The organism is Aeromonas sp. 600276 (assembly GCF_049175815.1).
Lineage (GTDB): Bacteria > Pseudomonadota > Gammaproteobacteria > Enterobacterales > Aeromonadaceae > Aeromonas > Aeromonas dhakensis.
In genome coordinates this window covers 1-21,139 of sequence record NZ_JAAKVU010000008.1, presented here as the reverse complement: position 1 = coordinate 21,139, position 21,139 = coordinate 1, and the positions used below count along the sequence as shown (strand labels likewise).

General features: G+C 61.9%; 25 protein-coding genes, 1 tRNA gene and 1 other annotated feature (1 of these 27 cut by a window edge). Of the genes, 24 read left to right on the top strand and 2 right to left on the bottom strand.

Features of this window, described 5'->3' with window-relative positions; translation table 11 throughout:
• Positions 1 to 110 (bottom strand) — a sequence feature (Phe leader region); it reaches 25 nt to the left of the window's first position.
• A 169-nt stretch (positions 111 to 279) separates the two neighbouring features.
• From G5134_RS09825 to galE, 21 genes are all read left to right on the top strand, one after another.
• On the top strand, positions 280 to 879 hold the full coding sequence (locus tag G5134_RS09825) for an HAD family hydrolase (protein ID WP_005303711.1): 600 nt from the start codon (positions 280 to 282) through the stop codon (positions 877 to 879).
• A gap of 24 nt (positions 880 to 903) precedes the next feature.
• Positions 904 to 1,182 carry a DUF6482 family protein gene (locus G5134_RS09820; RefSeq protein WP_005303707.1) on the top strand — a complete coding sequence of 93 codons (279 nt, stop codon included), beginning with the start codon at positions 904 to 906 and terminating at the stop codon, positions 1,180 to 1,182.
• A gap of 45 nt (positions 1,183 to 1,227) precedes the next feature.
• Positions 1,228 to 2,100, top strand: coding sequence for a hypothetical protein (locus tag G5134_RS09815; protein WP_017784403.1), 873 nt, complete (start codon positions 1,228 to 1,230; stop codon positions 2,098 to 2,100).
• Positions 2,101 to 2,194: 94 nt separating this feature from the next.
• Positions 2,195 to 2,743, top strand: a complete 549-nt coding sequence (locus G5134_RS09810; RefSeq protein ID WP_010634841.1) for a DUF3157 family protein — start codon at positions 2,195 to 2,197, stop codon at positions 2,741 to 2,743.
• Between the two features lie 183 nt (positions 2,744 to 2,926).
• Positions 2,927 to 3,556 carry an outer membrane beta-barrel protein gene (locus G5134_RS09805; protein WP_005303698.1) on the top strand — a complete coding sequence of 210 codons (630 nt, stop codon included), beginning with the start codon at positions 2,927 to 2,929 and terminating at the stop codon, positions 3,554 to 3,556.
• A 172-nt stretch (positions 3,557 to 3,728) separates the two neighbouring features.
• Positions 3,729 to 4,673 (top strand): YbgA family protein, encoded by a 945-nt coding sequence (locus G5134_RS09800; protein WP_421231985.1) that lies wholly within the window; start codon positions 3,729 to 3,731, stop codon positions 4,671 to 4,673.
• A 63-nt stretch (positions 4,674 to 4,736) separates the two neighbouring features.
• Complete coding sequence (locus G5134_RS09795) at positions 4,737 to 5,624, top strand: MerR family transcriptional regulator (protein ID WP_065017504.1); 888 nt, start codon at positions 4,737 to 4,739, stop codon at positions 5,622 to 5,624.
• Positions 5,621 to 7,042, top strand: coding sequence for a deoxyribodipyrimidine photo-lyase (gene phrB / locus G5134_RS09790; RefSeq protein WP_065017505.1), 1,422 nt, complete (start codon positions 5,621 to 5,623; stop codon positions 7,040 to 7,042). The genes G5134_RS09795 and phrB overlap by 4 nt, the downstream gene beginning before the upstream one ends.
• Before the next feature lies 1 nt (position 7,043).
• Positions 7,044 to 7,472, top strand: coding sequence for a nuclear transport factor 2 family protein (locus tag G5134_RS09785; protein WP_065017506.1), 429 nt, complete (start codon positions 7,044 to 7,046; stop codon positions 7,470 to 7,472).
• The gene (locus G5134_RS09780; RefSeq protein ID WP_065017507.1) at positions 7,469 to 8,203 is read left to right on the top strand and encodes an SDR family NAD(P)-dependent oxidoreductase; all 735 of its coding nucleotides are present in this window, start codon (positions 7,469 to 7,471) and stop codon (positions 8,201 to 8,203) included. The genes G5134_RS09785 and G5134_RS09780 overlap by 4 nt, the downstream gene beginning before the upstream one ends.
• Positions 8,200 to 9,459, top strand: a complete 1,260-nt coding sequence (locus tag G5134_RS09775; RefSeq protein WP_024942987.1) for an NAD(P)/FAD-dependent oxidoreductase — start codon at positions 8,200 to 8,202, stop codon at positions 9,457 to 9,459. Before G5134_RS09780 ends, G5134_RS09775 begins: the two co-directional genes overlap by 4 nt.
• Positions 9,456 to 10,238 (top strand): DUF1365 domain-containing protein, encoded by a 783-nt coding sequence (locus tag G5134_RS09770; RefSeq protein ID WP_024942988.1) that lies wholly within the window; start codon positions 9,456 to 9,458, stop codon positions 10,236 to 10,238. Before G5134_RS09775 ends, G5134_RS09770 begins: the two co-directional genes overlap by 4 nt.
• Positions 10,238 to 11,494 (top strand): SAM-dependent methyltransferase, encoded by a 1,257-nt coding sequence (locus G5134_RS09765; protein WP_065017508.1) that lies wholly within the window; start codon positions 10,238 to 10,240, stop codon positions 11,492 to 11,494. Before G5134_RS09770 ends, G5134_RS09765 begins: the two co-directional genes overlap by 1 nt.
• Positions 11,495 to 11,496: 2 nt before the next feature.
• On the top strand, positions 11,497 to 11,976 hold the full coding sequence (locus tag G5134_RS09760) for a DUF2878 domain-containing protein (protein ID WP_017783556.1): 480 nt from the start codon (positions 11,497 to 11,499) through the stop codon (positions 11,974 to 11,976).
• Positions 11,973 to 12,191 carry a TIGR02450 family Trp-rich protein gene (locus tag G5134_RS09755; protein ID WP_005303669.1) on the top strand — a complete coding sequence of 73 codons (219 nt, stop codon included), beginning with the start codon at positions 11,973 to 11,975 and terminating at the stop codon, positions 12,189 to 12,191. Before G5134_RS09760 ends, G5134_RS09755 begins: the two co-directional genes overlap by 4 nt.
• A gap of 16 nt (positions 12,192 to 12,207) precedes the next feature.
• A complete protein-coding gene (locus G5134_RS09750) occupies positions 12,208 to 12,699 on the top strand; it encodes a chalcone isomerase family protein (protein WP_082970007.1) in 492 nt (163 codons plus the stop codon).
• A complete protein-coding gene (locus G5134_RS09745; protein WP_065017510.1) occupies positions 12,699 to 13,256 on the top strand; it encodes a DUF3833 domain-containing protein in 558 nt (185 codons plus the stop codon). The genes G5134_RS09750 and G5134_RS09745 overlap by 1 nt, the downstream gene beginning before the upstream one ends.
• A 125-nt stretch (positions 13,257 to 13,381) precedes the next feature.
• Positions 13,382 to 13,849 carry a Dps family protein gene (locus G5134_RS09740; RefSeq protein ID WP_065017511.1) on the top strand — a complete coding sequence of 156 codons (468 nt, stop codon included), beginning with the start codon at positions 13,382 to 13,384 and terminating at the stop codon, positions 13,847 to 13,849.
• A gap of 289 nt (positions 13,850 to 14,138) precedes the next feature.
• Positions 14,139 to 15,788, top strand: coding sequence for a hydroxylamine reductase (gene hcp / locus G5134_RS09735; protein ID WP_065017516.1), 1,650 nt, complete (start codon positions 14,139 to 14,141; stop codon positions 15,786 to 15,788).
• A gap of 111 nt (positions 15,789 to 15,899) precedes the next feature.
• On the top strand, positions 15,900 to 16,919 hold the full coding sequence (locus G5134_RS09730; RefSeq protein WP_065017513.1) for a hybrid-cluster NAD(P)-dependent oxidoreductase: 1,020 nt from the start codon (positions 15,900 to 15,902) through the stop codon (positions 16,917 to 16,919).
• Between the two features lie 86 nt (positions 16,920 to 17,005).
• Positions 17,006 to 18,031: a UDP-glucose 4-epimerase GalE gene (galE, locus tag G5134_RS09725; RefSeq protein WP_065017514.1), complete on the top strand. Its 1,026-nt coding sequence runs from the start codon at positions 17,006 to 17,008 to the stop codon at positions 18,029 to 18,031.
• 173 nt (positions 18,032 to 18,204) lie between these two features.
• Here galE and G5134_RS09720 read toward each other — a convergent pair whose 3' ends face one another.
• On the bottom strand, positions 18,205 to 18,954 hold the full coding sequence (locus tag G5134_RS09720; RefSeq protein ID WP_005303647.1) for a DsbA family protein: 750 nt from the start codon (positions 18,952 to 18,954) through the stop codon (positions 18,205 to 18,207).
• Between the two features lie 198 nt (positions 18,955 to 19,152).
• Between G5134_RS09720 and G5134_RS09715 the strand changes: the two genes are divergently transcribed.
• Positions 19,153 to 19,240 (top strand) — tRNA-Ser (locus G5134_RS09715).
• 1 nt (position 19,241) lies between these two features.
• Here the strand turns inward: G5134_RS09715 and G5134_RS09710 are convergent.
• Complete coding sequence (locus tag G5134_RS09710) at positions 19,242 to 19,400, bottom strand: hypothetical protein (protein WP_231939775.1); 159 nt, start codon at positions 19,398 to 19,400, stop codon at positions 19,242 to 19,244.
• 403 nt (positions 19,401 to 19,803) lie between these two features.
• On the opposite strand from G5134_RS09710, the gene G5134_RS09705 reads away from it, so the two are divergent.
• Together G5134_RS09705 and hcp1 are read left to right on the top strand one after the other, a co-directional pair.
• Positions 19,804 to 20,574: a LuxR family transcriptional regulator gene (locus G5134_RS09705; protein WP_041203757.1), complete on the top strand. Its 771-nt coding sequence runs from the start codon at positions 19,804 to 19,806 to the stop codon at positions 20,572 to 20,574.
• Between the two features lie 230 nt (positions 20,575 to 20,804).
• A partial coding sequence (gene hcp1, locus G5134_RS09700; protein ID WP_108573430.1) for a type VI secretion system effector Hcp1 occupies positions 20,805 to 21,139 on the top strand: 335 nt, incomplete at its 3' end.

The following is a 21,139-nucleotide window of genomic DNA, read 5'->3' as shown; positions in this document are numbered from 1 at the left end:
CTCGATTCGTCTTTGCTTTCTGTTTACGCGAGTGCTTCACGTGACGACTGGCCTTCCCTCATGAGGGCCGGATAAACGAGAAAGCAAAAAAGAATGGTGCGTGCATGAGTGTGTCCTTGAGGTAACGCCATAAGCATTAAGGGATTTGACCGTGCGATGCAAGTAAAACTTGCCCGTGGGTGGCGAACGGGGCAGGGTAGGGGCGTGAGCCGGCGGGGGCAGATGCGTGTCGGATGGACCCGCTTGCCGTCGCAATGATGCAGAGAGCTGGAGGTGAGAATGGCGATTATTTTCGATCTGGGACGAGTGGTGGTGAGCTGGGATCCGGTCGGTATCGTGCGCTCGGTACGGGGGCCGCACGGGGCGGAGCAGCTGGCGGAGCAACTGTTCAACCATGGCGACTGGCTGGAAGTGGATCGGGGGACCCTGTCGCTGCACACCATGGCCCGTCAGGCGCAGGCGCGAACCGGCCTGTCGACGGCGGAGAATCTGGCCATTTTGCAGGCGGTGCCGCCATCCCTTGTGCCGGATCCCGCTATGCTGAGCCTGATAGAGGCACTGCACGGGGAGGGGCACACCCTCTATGCACTCTCCAACATGGGCCATGCCAGCATCGACTGGCTGGAGCAACATCAGGATTTCTGGCGCTTCTTCAGCGGCAAGGTGGTGTCGGCAAGGGTACGGATGATGAAGCCGGAGCCGGATATCTACCGCTATCTGCTGGTGTCGTTCGATCTGCGGGCCGAGCAGTGTCTGTTCATCGATGACAGCCCGGCCAACGTGGCCGCTGCACAGACGCAGGGGATCGGCGGCCTGGTGTTTACCGATGCATACAGTTGTCGCCAGCAGCTGGTGGCACAGGGTTACCTGCCGGCCTGAGCGGGCGGGAACGCGGGGTAAGTTATGGAACACGGCAGGTTTCGCAATTGGCTCAGTCACTATCCGGATGCGGGGCTGCTGATCGCCTGTCTGGATGGCAGCGGTTATCAGCTCTGTGTCGAGGTGGATGGGGAGATGCAGTGCCTCACCGACAGTGAGGGGGGCAGGCTGACGTTCGCCTCCCTCGAGCAGGCCGAGGGTTTTCTGCGCATGCACCAGGTTCATCAGGCGAAACTGCGGATTTATGACACGCAACTGGATGAATATGATGATAATTGGTATGAAATAATCATTAAATTCTAGTTTATCCGCATTCTTTAAGGGTTTATTCAGGATTATTGCTGCACAATGGCGCCCAATTCATCATCCGGTGCCGTTGTTATGGATGCCAATATCGTTGTGCTGAATCGAGGATACGATCAGACCTTTCAGACCAGGGAGCAGTCGCTTATCGAGACCCTGGCTGGCTACGGCGAACTGGCGGTCTCCTTCTCCGGTCGACTGGAGTCCTGCTACAGCATGGATCTGTGCCGCGCCAGCGGTATCCGGATCCGCGCCATCACCCTGGACAGCCCGACCCGCAGCCGCAAGGAAGTGGCCCGCGCCAAACGTTACTGCCAGCGCTACGGCATCGAGCAGCGGGTCATCAAGACCGATGAGATGATCTTCTGCGATCACCTGCGCCACCTCAACGAGGTGATCGACCCGGTGCGTTACATCTGTCACCTCACCGCGCTGGAAACCGACTGGAGCCACCTGCCCATGCTGCTGCCGGCGCCGGTCGAGGAGCTGCGGGAGTATCTGCGCCGCTTCGGCAGCCTGCCGGACAACACCCTCTGGCTGTTCGCCAAACAGGGCATGACCCACAGGGACTTTCGCTACGGCTTCAACAAACGTCAGCTGGGACGCTGGGGCAAGAGCGCCCATGGCTGCCTGAGCCACCGCTTCTCCGATCCCGAGCTGGTGGATCGCCGTCATCTGCGGATGGTGGACATGGCGGAGCAGATGCTGGCCGACATGGGGCTGGAGGAGGCACAGGTGTTTTTCCATACCCTGGGCGATCGGGCCACCACCCTGGCCCGGGTACGGCTGCCGGCCCGGTTGCGGGCCCGGGCGTTCGATCTGCAGCCGGATATCCTCACCGCCCTCAAGAGCACGGCGTTCGATCTGGTGACCCTGGACATGATGCCGGCGGAGGAGCGGCAGGAGCTGGTGGTCTAGGCAACCGAGGGCAGGAACGTGAGTGCGGTCATAGGCAAGGTGCGGCGGACTCTTTATACTGACGCCCTTTTCCATCGACGCGAGTCACCACCCTATGAAACCCTTGTCCCGTCTGCTGGTTGCCCTCTGCTTGTCGCCCCTGCTGGCACAGGCCGCCCCGCTCACCCAGGTGACCCTGCCGGATGGTCGCCAAGTGCAGCTCAACGATGACTTCACCTGGGAATACCTGCTGCTCAAGCCCGCCGCCGACGGCAGCGCGGTGCAGGGCACGGTGGCCGTGCCGGTGCTGACCGAGCAGGCGATGAACAACCCGGATCTGCTGGCCCAGGCCGTCAAGGACGGGATCGGCGTCAAGCTCGCCAAGCTGGAAGGTTCGGATCCCCTGCAACTGCAATTCATGGTGAGCAACACCGGCACCCGCAACGTGGTGCGGGTGCGCGGCAGCATCACCCTGTTCAGCGAGCAGGGGGCCCAGCTGGTCAAGCAGGAGGCCCGCTTCTGGGTCGGCGAGAACCGTCTGCCGGAGTCCTATCTGCGCAAGGGCCAGCAGCGCCCCTCCATGGTGCTGGAAGTGCCGCGCCCGGCCGGCCTCACCGGAAAACCCCTGGTGCGGGTCGAGATTGAGGAAGTGGAGTTTCGCTGATCCCTCATGCAACAGGCTCCTTCGCGGAGCCTGTCTTGATTGTTAACCCGGTAACCGCCAGCAACAGTTGCTTACATCTGACATGGTTTGGCAACAGCTTGCCGCTCGGCATTTCTCCCCGTCCTCTGCACAATGACCCCATTCCAGCTAGGTCTCAACTAGCTCAACGATGGAGTCATCAAAATGAAAAAAGTTGCACTTTCTGTTCTGGTTCTGGCCGGTTTCGCTTCTACTTCCGCTCTGGCTGAGGATGCCTTCAGCTACGCCAAAGGCGGTCTGACCTGGGCGCACACCAAGTCCGACTACATTGGCGGCAAAGATAGCAACAACCGCGACTTCGGCGGTCTGAACCTGGATCTCTCCAAGAGCTTCGGTTCCAACTTCTACGGTCGTCTGGGCAGCGAGTACACCTCCCGCAACGATGGCAACGACAGCATGGGCATCTCCAGCCTGGGTCTGGGTGTCTACACCCCGCTCAGCACAGGTCTGAACCTGTATGGGGAAGCGGGCCTGATGGGCTACACCATGGAGCGTCAGGTGGCTGCCAACGTCAAAGACAGCGGCTGGGACGTCATCACCCGCAAGAACAGCGGCAGCATGTACGGTGAGGCCGGCCTGCGCTACGACATCGGTGCCGTCGAGCTCTCCACCGCTTACCGCTACGCCAACATGACCGACGACATGCACGATTTCAAAGTGGGCGCTGCCTACAAGGTGAGCCAGAACCTGGCCCTCACCGCCGACTACACCTATCGCAAGTGGGATCTGCAACAGGGTTCCATCACCAGCCTGGGTGTGAAGTACAGCTTCTAATCATCCTTCCTGTAGTGTCTTCATTTTTACCCATGACTTCGGTCATGGGTTTTTTCATTTCCGGTTGATCCACCCTTCACCCTTGCGCCGTATCAGTCCGCAATAGTTATACAACTTCCGTTTTTTTGTATAACTGCTATAACTGATTCAGACTTATACAAGGAGTGATGATATGTACAAGATCAAGGTTGGTATCAGCGCCTGCCTGCTGGGACAGGAGGTTCGGTTCGACGGGGGTCACAAGCGTTCCAGTTTCTGCGAGCGGGATCTCGGTGCCCACTTTGACTATCACCCCGTCTGTCCCGAGATGGCTATTGGCCTCGGCGCGCCCCGCGCTGCCATCCGGCTGGTGAAGCGCCACGGCGAGATCCGCGCCGAGGCGAGCAACGGCAGCTTCGACGTCACCGACCAGCTCATCGCCTTCAGCGAGCAGAAGGCGCGCCAGCTCGACTTTATCTCCGGCTACATCCTCTGCGCCAAATCCCCCAGCTGCGGCATGGAGCGGGTGCGGATCTATGGCGCCAACAACGAGGGGAGTGCCAAGGAGGGGGTCGGCCTGTTTGCCAAGGCGCTGATGGAGGCCAATCCCCTGCTGCCGGTCGAAGAGGATGGCCGCCTGTGCGATCCCATCCTGCGGGAAAACTTCGTGCTGCGGGTCTTCGCCTACCACGACTGGCAGCAGCTCTGCGCGCGCGGCATCACCGCCTCTGCGCTGATCCGCTTCCACTCTCGCTACAAGTACCTGGTGCTCTCCCACGCCACCACCCACTACCGTGCGCTCGGCAAGCTGCTCGGCAACCTGGCCAGGGCCGACCTGCAGCAGGTGGCCGACAACTACATCAAGGGGCTGATGGCGGCGCTGACCCTGCGGGCCAACCGGCGCAGTCACACCAATGTGCTGATGCACCTGCAGGGCTACTTCAAGCGGGTGCTGACCCCGGCCCAGAAGCAGGAACTGTGCGACACCATCGACAAGTACCGTACCGGCGTCTTTCCGCTGCTGGTGCCGCTCACCCTGATCCGCCACTACCTGCGCGAGTACCCCAATCCCTATCTCGCCAAGCAGGTGTACCTCAATCCGCACCCCGACACGCTGAAACTGCGCTACGGGCTCTGAATATTCTGTGCAGGCCCCGGCGGATGGCCGGGGCCTCTCCCTCAACCTTTGCTGGATGCCGTTATGTCTGATTTACCGCACGCCGCTTCTCCTTCGCCGGAGGAGGGGATCTACCCCATTCGCGAGGTCTCCCGCCTCACCGGCGTCAACGCCGTGACCCTGCGCGCCTGGCAGCGCCGCTACGGTCTGGTGCAGCCGGCCCGCACCGACAAGGGCCACCGCCTCTACAGCGAGCAGGACATTCGCCAGATCGGCGAGATCCTGAGTTGGCTGGAGCGGGGAGTGAGCATCGGGCAGGTGAAGGGGCTCCTGAGCGAACCCCAGGCCCAGCCGGTGAGCGATCACTGGCAGCAGACCCTGGAGCAGTTCAGTCAGGCGCTTCTTGCCTTCAATCAGCGCAAGGCCGAGGCCGAACTCAACGACCTGCTGGCGAGCTACCCGTTCGAACTGGTGCGCAGCCGGGTACTGCAACCCTTGGTGGAACGGCTGCTCGGGCTGTGGCGCGAGCGGCCCGATGGCGAACTGTTGCAACAGGTGTGGCTCGGCTGGCTGCATACCCGCTTCGCCCGCCACCTCATCGAGCAGGAGAAGGGCGTGCCGGTCACCCTGGCGAGCTGGGGACAGGTCGGCCCGCTCGACCTGGTCTGGGCCGCCTACGAGCTGATCGGTCAGGGCCATGAGGTGCAGCTGCTGGGGGCGGTGGAGCCGCGCCATGCCAGCCTGCTGGAGGGGCGTGCAGTTACCCCCTGGTTGGTGCTGCTGGGAGCCGGCCTTGGCAAGCCGGATCTGACCGCCGGCTGGCCCGCCGGTACCCGCTTCTTTGGTGAGCTGGGGCGCCTCTACGATGGCGAGTGGCTGCAAGCCCATGGCTGGCTGGCGGGCCTTGCCGAGGCGATGGCAGACATGCCAGCAGCGGTTGGTGCCGGCGGACGCGGGAGGAAAAAATCATGAAGCTGGTCTGGTTTCGCAATGATCTGCGCCTGGCCGACAACCCGGCCTTGCGTCACGGTTGCGCCAATGATGAACCGGTCGCCGCGCTCTTTATCCTCTCCCCTACCCAGTGGCGGCAGCACAAGCTGGCCCCGGTCCGTCAGCGCTTTGTGCTGGCTCAGGTCGATGCGCTGGGCCGCGAGCTGGCGGCGCTCGGCATCCCGCTGCATCTGCTGCGAGTGGAGACTTTTGCCGAGGTGCCGGCGGTGCTGGCAGATCTTTGCCGCGAGCTGGGGGTAACCCAGCTCTACGCCAATCAGGCCATCGAGATCGACGAGCTGCGCCGGGATCAGGCCGTCACTACCGCGCTGGCAGAACAGGGGATTGGTTGTCACTGGTTCAACGGCTGCTGCGTATTGCCGCCGGGGCGGGTGCTGACCGGCTCTGGCGAGATGTTCAAGGTTTTCACCCCCTTCAGCCGTGCCTGGCTCAAGGCCCTCGACGAGGATGGTTTCGTCATTCATCGCGCGCCCACTGCTCGTGGCGAGCCGCTGCCGTGGCAGCCGTTGGCCGAGCGGGACTTCGTCGATGCCGCTCTTGGCGAGCTGACGGCAGACCCCCGTTGGCCGGTGGGGGAGGCCGAGGCCAGCCGCCGTCTGAATGACTTTCTGGAGCAGGCGGTGCTCGACTATGGCGAGACCCGCGATTTCCCTGCCATCGCGGGTACCTCGGTGCTCTCCCCCTATCTGGCGGCCGGCATCATCAGCCCGCGCCAGTGCGTGGCGGCGCTGCAGCAGCGGCTTGGCTACCGGCCCCAGTCCAAGGCCCAGCCCGGCTTTGTCTGGCTCAATGAGCTCATCTGGCGCGAGTTCTATCGCCACCTGCTGGTGCTGATCCCGACCCTTTCCATGAATCGGCCCTTCAAACCGGAGACATCGGCCCTGCCGTGGAGCTGGGACCCGGACGCCTTTGCCGCCTGGTGCGAGGGACGTACCGGCTACCCCATCGTCGATGCGGCGATGCGCTGTCTCAACGCCACCGGCTGGATGCACAACCGGCTGCGGATGATAGTGGCGAGCTTTCTCACCAAGGATCTCCATATCCACTGGCGGCTCGGGGAGGATTATTTCATGAGCCGACTGATCGACGGCGATCTGGCGGCCAACAACGGCGGCTGGCAGTGGGCGGCGGGCACCGGCGCCGATGCGGCGCCCTATTTCCGGGTCTTCAACCCCACCACCCAGGGGCAACGATTTGATCCGCAAGGGGAGTTCATTCGTACCTGGGTCTCTGAGCTGGCTGATCTGCCTGCCGCCTATCTGCACCAGCCCCACGACTGGTTGCGGCTCAAGGGGCGACACGATTATCCGGCCCCCATGGTGGACCACGCCGTTGCCCGGGTGAGAGCCATCGAGATGTTTCGCGCCCTGGAGAAATAGCATGGATGAGTCGCTGGCCCGCTTTGTGGCCCTCTATCAGCAGCTAAACCGAGATGAGTTGCACCGTTTGCCCGAGGTCTACGCAAACGAGGTGGTCTTTACCGATCCTGCTCACCGCATCGAGGGGCTGGCGGCGCTCACCGACTATTTTGCCGCCCTCTATCAGCGCCTCGCCTACTGCCGTTTCGTCATCACCAGCCAGCTGCAACAGGGGCGCCAGGCCTGGCTCGGCTGGACCATGACCTTCTCCCATCCCAGGCTGCGCGGCGGCGCCCCGGTGACGGTGGAGGGGGCCACCCGCCTCGAGTTCGACGAGACGGGCAAGGTGTGCCTGCATCGCGACTACTTTGACCTTGGCGCTATGCTCTACGAGCACTTGCCGCTGCTTGGGGCCGTGGTGCGCACCATCAAGATGAGGCTGGGCGCATGAGCGGCCGGGTGCTGATCACTGGCGCCACCTCCGGCATCGGCTTTCAGCTGGCGCTCGATTATCGGCGCGCAGGCTGGCAGGTGTGGGGTTGCGGGCGCGATGGTGAGCGGCTGCTGGCACTGGGGCGCCACGGCATCACGCCGCTGCAGTTTGACGGGCGCGATGCAAACGCCGTGAGCGAGGCGGCCGCCGGCTTGCCGCGGGTTGACCTGGTGATCCTCAATGCCGGCAACTGCGAGTACATGGCGCTGAACGAGGGGTTTGACGGCGCCCTGTTTGCCCGGGTCATCGAAACCAACCTCGTTGCCACCGGCCACGCCCTGGCCGCCTTCTTGCCGCTGCTGGGGGCGGGCGGGCGCCTTGCCATCGTCAGCTCCTCGGTGAGCTGGCTGCCGCTGCCCAGGGCCGAAGCCTATGGCGCCTCCAAGGCGGCCCTCGACTATCTGGCGGATACCCTGCGCCTCGATTTGGTCGGCAAAGGGATTGGGGTGACCCTGATCCGGCCCGGCTTTGTCCAGACCCCGCTCACCGCCAAAAATGATTTTCCCATGCCCTGCCTGGTGACGGTGGAGGAGGCTTCCCGCGCCATCATGGACGGGCTCACCGCCGGTCGTCACCAGATCCACTTTCCCCGCCGTTTCATCTGGTTGCTGCGCCTGCTCGGTGCGCTGCCGACGGGGCTCTGGCTGCGCCTTGGCCGCGCACTCGTATCGAAAGGACGCCCTTCATGAAGAAAAAGATCGCCATCGTCGGCTCCGGCATTTCAGGCCTGACCGCCGGTTTCCTGCTCCACAAGCTGCACGACATCACCCTGTTCGAGGCGGCGCCGACCCTGGGTGGCCACACCGCCACGGTCGATGTGGAGCAGGCGGGGCGCCACTATGCCATCGACACCGGCTTCATTGTCTTCAACGATCGCACCTACCCCAACTTCCTCAAGTTGCTGGAACGGATCGGGGTGGCGCGCCAGCCGGCCGAGATGAGCTTCTCGGTGAAAAGCCCGCAGGGGCTGGAGTACAACGGCCACAACCTGGACACCCTGTTCGCCCAGCGCAGCAACCTGCTGAGTCCGCGCTTCTACGGCTTTGTCGCCGAGATCCTGCGCTTCAACCGGGAGGCGCGGGCCTGGTTGGTGGATGGACAACAGCAGGGGGAAGGCCTCGAGCTGACCCTGGGGGATTTTCTGCAGGTGGGGGAGTTCAGCGACTACTTTGCCCGTCACTATATCCTGCCGATGGGGGCGGCGATCTGGTCATCGACGCTGGCCGATATGCGCGCCTTCCCCTTGAGCTTCTTTCTGCGCTTTTTTGACAACCACGGCTTGCTTGAGGTGGCCAATCGCCCCCAGTGGTATGTGATCCCGGGTGGCTCGCGGGAATACATAGGCCCGCTGACGGCGGGTTGGCAGGCACACATACGCCTGGCCTGCCCGGTGCAGGGGATCCGGCGTCAGGCGGACGGGGTACTGATCCAGAGCCGCCATGGCGAGGAGCGGTTTGACGAGGTGATCCTCGCCTGTCACAGCGATCAGGCGCTGGCGCTGCTGACGGACCCGGGCGAGCGGGAGCAGGCCATTCTCGGCGCCATGCCCTATCAGGCCAACGACGTCTGGCTGCACACCGATGTGCGCTGCCTGCCGGTACGCCGCAAGGCATGGGCCAGCTGGAACTATCTGCTGGGGGGGGATGACGGGGCGCGGCCGCTGGTGAGCTACAACATGAACATCCTGCAGGGGGTGAGCTCGCCAGAGCCCTTCTGCGTCAGCCTCAATCCCGAGGGCAAGGTGGACGAGAGCAAGGTGCTGCGCCGCTTCGTCTATCACCATCCGGTGTTCAATCAGGCCTCCATCGCCGCCCAGCAGCGGCGGGCCGAGATCTGCGGCCAGCAGCACACCCACTTCTGCGGCGCCTACTGGTACAACGGCTTTCACGAAGACGGGGTGCGCAGCGCCCTGGACGTAGCCAGACGCTTCGGGGCCGAGCTATGAACGATGCAGTCCTGGCAGGCCAGGAGGCGACTGCCGAGGCCATGACCGGCACCCTCAGTGCCATCTGGCAGGGGTCGGTGCGCCATCGCCGCTTCGCACCGCGCGCCCATGCCTTCTCCTACAGCCTCTTCATGCTGGGGCTGGATCTCGACGAGCTGCCACAACTTGAACGCGGGCGCTGGTTCGGGGTGGAGCGGGCAGGGCTGCTCTCGTTTCGCCGTGACGACTACCTGCGCGGCAGCGAGGGGCCGCTCAAGCAGGCGGTGTGGCAGAAGGTGAGCGAACTGGGTGGCGATGCCGAACCCGAGGGGCGGGTGCTGCTGCTTGGCAACGTGCGTTGCCTCGGTTTCTACTTCAGCCCGGTCAACTTCTACTTCTGCTACCGGCAGGGAGAGGCGCGCTATTTGCTGGCGGAGGTCTCCAACACCCCCTGGAACGAGCGTCACTGCTACCTGCTGGATCTGGCGGCGCTGGCCCCCCACGACAAGGATTTTCACGTCTCCCCCTTCATGGGGCTGGCGATGCGCTACCACTGGCGCATTCGCCCGCCCGCGCAGGAGACACTGATCCACATCGAGAGCCACCCCGTATCCGGTGAAGCCAAGCTGTTTGACGCCACCCTGGCGCTGCGCCGGGCGCCGCTGTCGCGCAAGGGGCTGGCGGCCCTGCTGGTCCGCTGGCCCTGGATGACCATGAAGGTGCTGCTCGGGATCTACTGGCAGGCCCTGCGTCTTTTTATCAAACGAACTCCCATTTTCACCCATCCGGAGAGCCGCTAATGGAACTTGTGCAATCAACCCTCTCTGCCTCTTTCATCGACAAGGGGGCCAGGCAACTGCTGCTCAATCTGCTGGGGCGCCTCGAACACGGCCAGCTGCTGCTGTGGGATGGCGGCGAGCGTCACAGTTTTGGCGTGGCGGGCACCGACCTGCACGCCGAGCTGGTGGTGCAGGATCCGGCCTTCTATCGCCGCCTGCTGCTGGGGGGCAGCATCGCCGCCGGGGAAACCTGGGTGGAGGGGCTCTGGAGCAGCCCGGATCCGGTGGCGCTGGTGCGGCTGCTGGCCCGCAACCTGGCGCTGCTCGACAGTCTGGAGCGGCGCCTCGGCTGGCTCAGCTTCCCGTTCAACAAGGTGCGTCACTGGCTTAACCGCAATACCCTGACCGGGTCGCGCTCCAACATCGCCGCCCACTACGATCTTGGCAACAGCCTCTATGAGGGCTTTCTCGATAGCCATATGCAGTACTCGAGCGCCATCTATCCCCATGCCGAGGCCACTCTCGAAGAGGGACAGCAAGCCAAACTGCGCACCATCTGCGAGCGGCTGGCACTGGGGCCAGACGATCATCTGCTGGAGATCGGCACCGGTTGGGGCGGCCTCGCCGTCTATGCCGCCCGCCACTACGGCTGCCGGGTGACCACTACCACCATCTCCCGGGCCCAGCACGACTATGCCAAGGAGTGGATCGCGAGGGAGGGGCTGGGGGATCGCATCACCCTGCTGCTGGAGGACTACCGCAAGCTGGAGGGTACTTACGACAAGCTGGTCTCCATCGAGATGATCGAGGCGGTGGGCCACGCCTTCCTGCCGGACTATTTCCGCCAGTTGTCGCGGCTGCTCAAACCCGGTGGCCGCCTGCTCATCCAGGCCATCACCATTGCCGATCAACGCCATGCCCAGTACCTGCGCGGGGTTGATTTCATCCAGCGTTACATCTTCCCCGGCGGCTGCCTGCCAAGCGTCTCCCAGATGGCGGGGCTGCTGGCGCGGGAGACCGACATGCAGCTGGTGCGGCTGCACGATCACGGCCACCACTATGCCCGCACGCTGGCTGATTGGTGCGAGCGCTTCCTGGTGCTGGCGCCCGAGCTGCCCGCTCTTGGCTACAGCCAGGACTTCATCCGCTTGTGGCACTTCTATTTCGCCTACTGTGAAGGGGGCTTCTGGGAGCGCACCATCAGCCTGGTGCAGCTGGAAGCGGCCAAACCGGGCCCACTCGGCTGGAGTGGGGATCTGCCCGTCGGCGGTCGCTGATCATGTGGCAGTGGGCCCATCTGCTGGGGTTCAACCTCTACTGGTTGCTGGCGGTGAAGTGGCAGCAGCCGGGCCCGCTGCTGGCAATGCTACTGCTTCATTTTCTCTGCTCTCCGCGCCGCTGGCACGACTGGCGGCTCATCCCGGTTGCCCTGGCCGGCAGCCTGCTCGATGCCCTGCTCTGGCAGCTCGGGCTGTTTGATTTCAACGCCGGTTTTCCGCTCTGGCTGGTGCTGCTCTGGTGCGGCTTTGCCCTGACTCTCTCTCACGGTCTGCGCTGGCTGCGGCCCTTGCCGCGCTGGCAGCAGGGGCTGTTCGGCATGGTTGGGGGGGCCTCCTCCTATGTGGCGGGCGCCGCCATGGGGGCAGTACACTTACCCTGGGGCATCGGGATCAGTGCGGCACTGCTGGCGGTGATCTGGATGTGGTGGTTACCCGTACTCCTGTGGGTAACGGTCAAGCTGGAGGGTGAAGCGAGATGAACACCTTTTCGACCGACACCTTGTTGTTTTCCAAGTGGACCAAAGAGAGCCAGCACGAGCTGACCGAGCGTTTCTATCTGGTGGTGGCCTGTCAGCGCGATGCGCAGGGGCAGCTGCAGCAGGTGGTGATGCAGGACATCAACACGCTGCTGGAACAGGAGATGGACTGGCATGAACTCGAAGATCCTGCCCATTGGCACATGGGGTGGAATTAGCCTGCTGCTGGCAGGCTTGAGCCTACCGCTGACCCCTTTCGCCCAGACCGGGCAAGCCCCGATCACCCCCTGGCAGCAGCTGCACCCGGTCGGGCGCGGCGAGATGAGCTGGCTCTGGTTCAAGCTCTATGACGCCACCCTCTACAGCGAGAACGGCCGCTATCGGCCGGGTCACTATCCTCAGGCGCTCAGCCTCACCTACGCCAGAGCCATCGAACGGCAAGATCTCTTGAGCGCCACCGCCGCCGAGTGGCAGCGACTGGGGCTTGGCAGCCCGCAACAGCGCCAGGAGTGGCTTGGCCGGCTCGCCGCACTCTGGCCCGATGTCCAGGCGGGTGACCGGCTTACCTTCTATGTCGACAAGGGGGGCGCGGGCCATTTCTGGTGGCGAGACAAGCCGCTCGGCACCCTCGCCGATCCGCAGTTTTCGGCGGCCTTCCTCGCCATCTGGCTGGCAGAAGGGAGCCGTGATCCGGCGCTTACCCGTAGCCTGCGAGGAGAGTTCTGATGCAAAAGGGATTCATGAAATACATCTGCATCTGGCGCTACCTGCTGTTATTGCCTCTTCTGCTGCTGGCCGGCTGTGGCAGCAGTCTGGAGGAGTATCGCGATCGGGGTCCCGAGTGGGATCTCGCCCGCTTCTTCGATGGCAAGCTGACGGCGCACGGTCTGGTGACCGATCGCAGAGGCGAGGTGACCAGTCGTTTTCGGGTGGAGATGCACGGGCGCTGGCAGGGGGGCAAGGGAGAGCTGTTCGAGCAGTTCTACTTTGACGACGGCCGCCAGCAGACCCGCACCTGGTTTTTGAGCAAGGGGGCTGATGGCCACTGGCGCGGCACGGCCGCCGACGTGGTGGGGGAGGCGGTAGGCAAGACGGCCGGCTTTGCCCTCAACTGGCGCTATCAGCTCGATCTGGCGCTGCCTGACGGCAGCGTGGTGCGGGTGAGTTTCGATGACTGGATGTACCTGATCGACCAGGATCGTTTGATCAACCGGGCCGCCATCAGCAAGTTCGGCATCCAGCTGGGGGAGGTGATCCTCTACATCGAGCGGCAGCCTGAATGAGTTCGCCTCGCCCGGTCGGTAACGTGGACGATAGTCACTCGCTATCAATCAGTTAGGTCTTAACGATTACCTTTCGAGTCTGATGGGTTCTAAGATGACCAGGTCGTCAAATCTGGAGGTGAAACATGAAGAGTCCGATTGGTCTTGATACCGTTCAATCACAAGCGCTGGCTGCCGAACTGAACAAGTTGCTGGCCAGCTACCAGATCCTTTACATGAACGTCCGCGGCTTCCACTGGAACATTCGCGGCCACCAGTTCTTCGAGCTGCACCTGAAGTTTGAAGAGATTTACAACGACCTGTTGCTGAAGGTCGATGCTCTGGCCGAGCGCATCCTGACCCTGGATGGCGTGCCGCTGCACAGCTTCAGCGACTACCTGAACGTTTCCGCCATTGCCGAGCAGAAGGGGCTGCACGACGGTCGTGCCTGCGTCGAATCCCTGCTGGAGAGTTTCCGCGAACTGCTGGTGGCCCAGCGCCGCATCCTGGGGCAGGCCGCCGATGCCGGTGATGAAGGGACTGCGTCCATTCTCTCCGACTATGTGCAGCAGCAGGAGAAACTGGTCTGGATGCTGCGCGCTTACTTGGCCTGATAGTTAACCAAGCCGGATGCATACGAAGTATGCCGGCTTGATGAAGTCAAGGGCAGGTGCTATCTGACCAGACGCTAGCCCGACCCGTTCCATTACCGTGTTCTGTTGCAAACCTGAGTTGTCTCTCCTTTTATCCACCCGCTTGCCGCCCTGTTTGGGCGGCTTTTTTTGTTTTTGATCTGCATCAATGAACATTGAATTGGCAAATAGAATGCCTATTAAGTTTTCCACGAGGGGAATAGAATCGCCACAAAACAAACAACTGAAATGTCCAATTAGGAGAGGCATGATGTTTTGTGTGCAATGTGAACAGACAATTCGTACCCCGGCAGGCAACGGCTGCGCCTATGCACAAGGTATGTGCGGCAAGACGGCTGAAACTTCTGATCTGCAGGATGTGCTGATCTATACCCTGCAGGGGCTGAGCGCCTGGGCGCTGGCCGCCCGCGAGCACGGCATCGTCGACAGCGAGATCGACGCCTTCGTGCCCAAGGCCTTCTTCGCCACCCTCACCAACGTCAACTTCGATTCCGCCCGCATCGTGGCCTATGTCAACCAGGCGCTGGCCTATCGCCAGCAGCTGGCTGCCAAGCTGGCACCGCTGGCCGTGAATGTTGACGATCTGCCCGCCGCGGCCCGCTTCGAGCCGGGTAGCGAGCTGCTGGAACAGCTGGCCCAGGCACCGCAGACCGCGGTCAACCGCGGCAAGAACGAGGTCAACGAAGACATCATGGGGCTGCGCCTGCTCTGTCTCTACGGCCTCAAGGGCGCTGCCGCCTACATGGAGCACGCCCGGGTGCTGGATCAGCAAGACAGCGAGGTAGCCGCCGAATTCCACCGCATCATGAGCTGGCTCGGTACGGATCCGAGCGATCTGGATCCGCTGTTCAAGTGCGCCATGGACATTGGCCTGCTCAACTTCAAGATCATGGAGATGCTGGATCTCGGTGAAACCACCGCCTTCGGCCACCCCGAGCCGACCCAGGTACGCGTTACTCCGGTACCGGGCAAGTGCATTCTGGTCTCCGGTCATGACATGGTGGATCTCAAGCTCATCCTGGAGCAGACCAAGGGCACCGACATCAAGGTCTACACCCATGGCGAGATGCTGCCGGCGCTGGCCTACCCCTTCTTCAAGCAGTACCCGCACCTGGTGGGCAACTACGGCTCCGCCTGGCAGAACCAGCAGAAGGAGTTTGCCAACTTCCCGGGCGCCGTGGTGATGACCTCCAACTGCATCATCGACCCGAACGTGGGCAACTACTCGGATCGCATCTTCACCCGCTCCATCGTCGGCTGGCCGGGCGTGACCCATCTGGAAGGGGAAGATTTCTCCGCCGTCGTTGCCAAGGCGCAAGCGCTGGAAGGCTTCAAGCACGTTGAGCTGGAGCACTTCATCACCATCGGCTTTGCCCGCAACGCCCTGATGCAGGCGGCTCCGGCGGTGATCGACAAGGTCAAGGCCGGCGAAATCAGCCACTTCTTCCTGGTCGGTGGCTGTGACGGTGACCGTGCCGAGCGCGCCTACTACACCGAGTTTGCCAAGGCGATCCCGCAGGACAGCCTGCTACTGACCCTGGGTTGTGGCAAGTACAAGTTCAACAAGCTCGATTTCGGCGACATCGGCGGCATTCCCCGTCTGCTGGACGTGGGTCAGTGCAATGATGCCTACTCTGCCATCCAGCTGGCGCTGGCGCTCTCCGAAGCGTTCGAGTGCGGCGTCAACGATCTGCCGCTGACCCTGGTGCTCTCCTGGTTCGAGCAAAAAGCCATCGTCATTCTGCTCACCCTGCTGGCGCTGGGCGTGAAGGACATCCGCACCGGCCCGACCGCCCCGGCCTTCCTCACCCCGGCTCTGCTCAAGGTGCTGGAGGAGCAGTTTGGCCTCAAGGGTACCACTACGGCCGAAGCCGATCTCGCCGAGATCCTGGCGGCCTGAACAAAGAGACAGCCTTACACGCTCAGCATGTTGTAAGCCTTTGGCGAGCCTGATGGCTCGCCTTTTTTTAACAACCCCTTTCCAACATTTTTCAACAAGAGGAGCCTTGCGATGACCTCTACCTCTCTCACCCTCAGGTGCATCGGCCGCCGGGCGGATACCCACGATGTAGCGAGCTGGCAGTTCGTGCCGCAGACGGGCAGCCTGCCCGCCGTGCTGGCCGGCCAGTGCGTGACGCTGCACACCGAGATTGACGGCAAGCCCCACTGCCGTGCCTATACCCTCTCCTCCAGCCCGCGGGATCCTTTCTGGCAGGTCACCATCAAGGATGTAGGACTGGTCTCCCACCATCTGCATCAAACCCTGCAAGTGGGGGACGAGATCCGGGTGGATGGCCCCTTCGGCGACTTCAACCTGACGGCCTTGCCCTGCGAGCGGCCGCTGCTCTTGAGCGCCGGTTCCGGCATCACCCCCATGTGGGCCATGCTGCGGGACGAGCTGACCAAGCGACCGGACGCCGATATCCGCTTTATTCACAGTGCCCGCTCGCTAGAGGATGTGATCTTCGCAGACGACTTGGCTGCGCTGGCCGCGACCCATGCCGGCGTGCGCCACGCGTTAGTGCTGGAGAAAGTAGGGGACGAGGCGCCGGTGGCTTATCCCTGGGTTGGCCGGCTCACGCCGGACATGCTGAGGGAATTGGCACCGGATCTATTGAGTCGCCACGTCTATCTGTGCGGCCCAGCCCCTTACATGGAGGCAGTGAGCGAAATGCTGGCCGGGCTCGGCCTGCCGGCAGCGCAGTTGCACCAGGAGTCGTTCGGCCTGCCTGCAGCCACATCGGACGTGGCGCCAGTTGCGGCCGGCAGCGACCACTTCTGGCTGACCCTCAAAAAGAGCGGCAAGAAGGTGAAGATACTGCCGGGGCAGACCCTGCTGGCGGCGCTGGAGGGGGCGGGGGAGACTATGATGGCAGCCTGCCGCGCCGGGGTGTGCGGCGCCTGCCGATGTACCACGGAAGGCGAGATCGAGCGCCAGAGCGTGATGACTCTCAGCCCGCAGGATCTGGAGAGTGGGGTGGCACTGGCCTGCTCCTGCACCGTCAGCGGGGATGTTTGCGTCGACTATTGAGGAAAGGTAATGGGCACCCTGCTCTTTTCGCTACGAAGCAAGGCGGGTAGACTCAATCCCAGTTTCAGTCGAACGCGGGATAAAAAATGACAATTCTGGTCACAGGGGGCGCCGGCTATATCGGCTCCCACACCCTGGTTGAGTTATTGAACGCAGGGCAACAGGTCGTGGTGCTGGACAACCTCTCCAACTCCTCCCCCGAGTCTCTCAAGCGGGTCGAGCGGATCACCGGTAAGCCGGTCATCTTCGTCGAAGGGGATGTGCTGGATCGGACTTGCCTGCAACAGCTGTTTGCCGATCACCAGATCGAGTCGGTGATCCATTTCGCCGGGCTCAAGGCGGTTGGCGAGTCGAGCGAGATCCCGCTCACCTATTACCAGAACAACATCACCGGCACCCTGGTGCTGTGTGAAGAGATGGCAAAAGCCGGCGTGTTCCGGCTGGTATTCAGCTCCTCGGCCACCGTCTACGGCGATCCGGCCTCGGTACCGCTGCGGGAAGATTTTCCCACCAGCGCGACCAACCCTTATGGCCGCTCCAAGCTGATGGTGGAGGAGATCCTGCGGGATCTCGCCAAATCCGATCCCCGCTGGGCCATCGTGCTGCTGCGCTACTTCAACCCGGTCGGCGCCCACGAGAGCGGCCTTATCGGGGAAGATCCCAACGGTATTCCCAACAACCTGCTGCCCTATATCAGTCAGGTGGGGGTGGGCAAGCTCAAGGAGCTGGGGGTGTTTGGCAACGACTACCCGACACCGGACGGTACCGGGGTGCGCGATTACATCCATGTGGTGGATCTCGCCATCGGTCACCTGAAAGCGCTGGCGCGCATCGCGTCGGATACCGGGGTCTTTACCTACAACCTGGGTACCGGTCAGGGCTATTCGGTGCTGGAGATGATCAAGGCGTTCGAGGCGGCCAGCGGCCGTACCATTCCCTACCAGATCAAGCCCCGTCGCCCCGGCGACATCGCCGAGTGCTGGGCCGAGCCGCACAAGGCTCGTGCCGAGCTGGGCTGGCAGGCCGAGCGCGGTCTGGAGCGGATGATGGTGGATACCTGGCGCTGGCAAAGCCAGAACCCGAACGGTTATGGCCCTGCTGCGAAGCCGTGATCAAGGGTCATGCGCTGCTCGGGAACCTCATTTATTCATATAAACCCGGGTCCCTGCGCAGCTCTTCGCCTTGCTGACAGCCTCTCGCGACGGCCCATCAGATCTGATGGTTTGCAGCCTGAATAGCAAAACGCCCCGGCATGCCGGGGCGTTTTTTATGTGCCTGAGCGGGATTACTGAATGCTCTTGCCGGCGCGCACATCCTTGATGAAGCCTTTCAAGCTGGCGAGATCACGGGGGGCGCCGCGCAGGATCTGATCGCCGATGATGAAGGCCGGGGTGCCAGAGATGCTCATGGCTTCGGCCAGCGCCCGGTTGGTGCCGAGATTCTGATCGATGCTGCCGTCCTTGATCTTGGCTTCAACCTTGCTCCAGTTGACGCCAGCTGCTTCCGCCAGCTGCTTCACCTGTGCCTCGTCGGCCAGCGGGCCTTGATGGGCGTACAGCTTCTCGTGGAAGGCCTGGTACTTGTCGGGCTGACCCAGCTGTACCGCCAGTGCGGCGCGGGCGGCGAAGTAGGAGGTCTCGCTCAGGATCGGGAACTGCTTGTAGATGTAGCGAATGTCCTTGTCTTCCGCCAGCAGCTGCTTGATCAGCGGGTGGGCGCGTTTGCAGTAGCCGCAGTTGTAGTCGAAGAATTCGACCACGGTCAGACTGCCCTTGGGATTGCCGGTTTCCGGGTCCTGATTGCTATAGAGCTGCTTGGCGTGAGCCTTGATCAAGGTCTTGTCGCTCTCGGCCTGCTGGCTCTCCTGCTTGGCGCGCAGGGCGTTTGACATCTCGACCAGGATCTCCGGGTTTTTGACCAGATAGTCGCGCACTATCTGTTCCACGTCGCTCTTGGTCAGTTCGCTCGCCTGAACCGGCGCCGCAAGCAGGGTGGCACCCGTCAGGGCGCAAAGCAGGGCATGTTTGATTTTCATAAGTCCATCTTGCTGGGGATTTCGGGATGCTGACTATAGTGGGTGAGTCTGTTTTCAAGTCAAGTTATCTGGTTGAAAAAGCGCTGGTTATGCTCAAATTGACGGCTTTGTACGTCATTTAGCCCAATAAATCGGCAAACGAGCGGTGAGGGGATTTACAAGGGCGATCGCCATGGGTAATATTCGCCGCACTGTCGCGGAGGGGTGGCAGAGCGGCTGAATGCACCGGTCTTGAAAACCGGCGATGGGCGACCATCCGTGGGTTCAAATCCCACCTCCTCCGCCATTTATTCAGCAAAAAGGCCATCCGAAAGGATGGCCTTTTTGCTATTCAAATTCCCGCTGTCATTCTGCCTCTGATTGGGCAAGCCATCTTCATCCACGTTTTTCAGGCCGTTGGCCAAGGCTGACGCTTGCGATTTTCCTGCCTGTTTGCTCGCGTTCATTGTGAGACTATCACCGGGCAACCAGCGTCTTGATCGTCTCCGTTGGCACTGATATTCGCACAGGTCGGTAGGTATCTCGTCTCGCTAACTCATCCGCCACAACTTGGACTCCTTCTGCAGCTTGATGCAGGAAGCGTAGAGGACTGTTGGTCCGCCGGTGAGAGGTCAGCCATGACGAATGTTGCAATGATTAACATCCGTAGGAGTCATGACTGGTCGCTGGTGGAACAATCTTGTTCTTCTGTAGCATTTCATTACAAAAATTACGGTTCGATAGCATAAAGTGTGGGGCAGTTCTGATTTTCCTATGTGCCGGGGTGTGTCATCTATTGACGCTTGTTAACATTCAGCATGTTTCCATGTTTGGCCACCTTATCTTGTGCATGATCCTCATACCCCGGAAATGAATACCCTGCACGCGCTGGAGCTTATCGGTCAGTTCGAGACGGCGGCTGACGAGCGCGCCATCGTGACCCTGCTGCGCGAACTGAGCGGCCGCATGGGATTCGACTATTTTCGCTTGGCCCTGATCTTTCCCAGTACCATTCAGCGTCCGGACGTCATCATCTTCAACGGTTGCCCACAGGCTTGGGTGGATACCTACACCGGCAGCGGCTTCTTTGCCATCGACCCCATCGTCAAGTGCGCCATGACCAGAAGCACGCCCATTCTCTGGGCCGATGTGGTGAACGATGATGAGCGTTGTGATGAACAGGGGCGGGAGGTGATGCAGCTGGCCAGCGAGTACGGCATTCGCGACGGTATCACCCTGCCCTGGCACGGTGCCAACGGTCATGTCGGCCTGCTCTCCTTTATCACCAGTACAGCTCGTACCAGCCAGCAATGGCTCTCTGCGGTGCCCTTTATCAGCTGGCTCTCCATGCATATCTTTGAGGCGGTGGCCCGGGTCTGTCTGGCGGGGCTGTCACCGCACGATGCGCTGAGTTTGCGGGAGCTGGAGGTGTGTCGCTGGGCGGCGGAGGGCAAGCAGGTGAGCGATATTGCCCAGATCCTCGGGATCACGCCCCGTACCGTGACGTTTCATCTGAACAATGTGGTCAACAAGCTGGGGGCCAGCAGCAAGAGCCAGGCCATCTCATGGGCATTGAAACAGGGGATGGTCAGGTTGAACGTGGAGATGGCGCTGGTGGCCAATGTGGATGAGGAGCAGTGATTCTGTTTGTGGCAAGCAACTCGTTGCGTAGATGGCAAGATGTTCCACTGCATGTGCAAGAATTTATGGTGCAATAACCTGTTGGTTGCAACTTTTTGCGCCACGCATCAGACCAGCTTGCTTGATTTTCACTTAATGCATTGAAAAATATTAATAAAAAAGAGTGGCATGGTCGCTGCTAACTGGTTCGGTCGAGTGTCATTACCGTTCAACCAATCAGGAGCAAACTCATGCCAACTCCATGTTATATCAGCATCGAAGGTAAAACCCAGGGCAATATTACCGCCGGTGCCTTCACTTCCGATTCCGTCGGCAACATCTTCGTGCAGGGCCACGAAGACGAGATGCTGGTGCAAGAGTTCCAACACGTCGTCACCGTACCGACCGATCCGCAATCCGGTCAGCCTGCTGGCCAGCGCGTCCACAAGCCGTTCAAGTTCACCGTTGCGCTGAACAAAGCCGTGCCGCTGATGTACAACTCCCTGGCCTCCGGCGAGATGCTGCCGAAAGTGACCCTGAAGTGGTACCGCACCTCCGTCGAGGGCAAGCAGGAGCACTTCTTCTC

Excerpts from the sequence above, each read along its gene's own strand:
- G5134_RS09795 (WP_065017504.1), top strand. The coding sequence starts at position 4,737 with ATGTCTGATTTACCGCACGCCGCTTCTCCTTCGCCGGAGGAGGGGATC.
- G5134_RS09780 (WP_065017507.1), top strand. The coding sequence starts at position 7,469 with ATGAGCGGCCGGGTGCTGATCACTGGCGCCACCTCCGGCATCGGCTTT.
- G5134_RS09705 (WP_041203757.1), top strand. The coding sequence starts at position 19,804 with ATGAATACCCTGCACGCGCTGGAGCTTATCGGTCAGTTCGAGACGGCG.
- G5134_RS09745 (WP_065017510.1), top strand. The coding sequence starts at position 12,699 with ATGCAAAAGGGATTCATGAAATACATCTGCATCTGGCGCTACCTGCTG.
- G5134_RS09720 (WP_005303647.1), bottom strand. The coding sequence starts at position 18,954 with ATGAAAATCAAACATGCCCTGCTTTGCGCCCTGACGGGTGCCACCCTG.
- G5134_RS09765 (WP_065017508.1), top strand. The coding sequence starts at position 10,238 with ATGGAACTTGTGCAATCAACCCTCTCTGCCTCTTTCATCGACAAGGGG.
- G5134_RS09805 (WP_005303698.1), top strand. The coding sequence starts at position 2,927 with ATGAAAAAAGTTGCACTTTCTGTTCTGGTTCTGGCCGGTTTCGCTTCT.
- G5134_RS09775 (WP_024942987.1), top strand. The coding sequence starts at position 8,200 with ATGAAGAAAAAGATCGCCATCGTCGGCTCCGGCATTTCAGGCCTGACC.
- hcp (WP_065017516.1), top strand. The coding sequence starts at position 14,139 with ATGTTTTGTGTGCAATGTGAACAGACAATTCGTACCCCGGCAGGCAAC.
- G5134_RS09740 (WP_065017511.1), top strand. The coding sequence starts at position 13,382 with ATGAAGAGTCCGATTGGTCTTGATACCGTTCAATCACAAGCGCTGGCT.
- G5134_RS09800 (WP_421231985.1), top strand. The coding sequence starts at position 3,729 with ATGTACAAGATCAAGGTTGGTATCAGCGCCTGCCTGCTGGGACAGGAG.
- G5134_RS09710 (WP_231939775.1), bottom strand. The coding sequence starts at position 19,400 with ATGAACGCGAGCAAACAGGCAGGAAAATCGCAAGCGTCAGCCTTGGCC.
- G5134_RS09770 (WP_024942988.1), top strand. The coding sequence starts at position 9,456 with ATGAACGATGCAGTCCTGGCAGGCCAGGAGGCGACTGCCGAGGCCATG.
- G5134_RS09810 (WP_010634841.1), top strand. The coding sequence starts at position 2,195 with ATGAAACCCTTGTCCCGTCTGCTGGTTGCCCTCTGCTTGTCGCCCCTG.
- G5134_RS09785 (WP_065017506.1), top strand. The coding sequence starts at position 7,044 with ATGGATGAGTCGCTGGCCCGCTTTGTGGCCCTCTATCAGCAGCTAAAC.
- G5134_RS09820 (WP_005303707.1), top strand. The coding sequence starts at position 904 with ATGGAACACGGCAGGTTTCGCAATTGGCTCAGTCACTATCCGGATGCG.
- G5134_RS09755 (WP_005303669.1), top strand. The coding sequence starts at position 11,973 with ATGAACACCTTTTCGACCGACACCTTGTTGTTTTCCAAGTGGACCAAA.
- G5134_RS09730 (WP_065017513.1), top strand. The coding sequence starts at position 15,900 with ATGACCTCTACCTCTCTCACCCTCAGGTGCATCGGCCGCCGGGCGGAT.
- G5134_RS09815 (WP_017784403.1), top strand. The coding sequence starts at position 1,228 with ATGGCGCCCAATTCATCATCCGGTGCCGTTGTTATGGATGCCAATATC.
- G5134_RS09825 (WP_005303711.1), top strand. The coding sequence starts at position 280 with ATGGCGATTATTTTCGATCTGGGACGAGTGGTGGTGAGCTGGGATCCG.
- phrB (WP_065017505.1), top strand. The coding sequence starts at position 5,621 with ATGAAGCTGGTCTGGTTTCGCAATGATCTGCGCCTGGCCGACAACCCG.
- G5134_RS09760 (WP_017783556.1), top strand. The coding sequence starts at position 11,497 with ATGTGGCAGTGGGCCCATCTGCTGGGGTTCAACCTCTACTGGTTGCTG.
- galE (WP_065017514.1), top strand. The coding sequence starts at position 17,006 with ATGACAATTCTGGTCACAGGGGGCGCCGGCTATATCGGCTCCCACACC.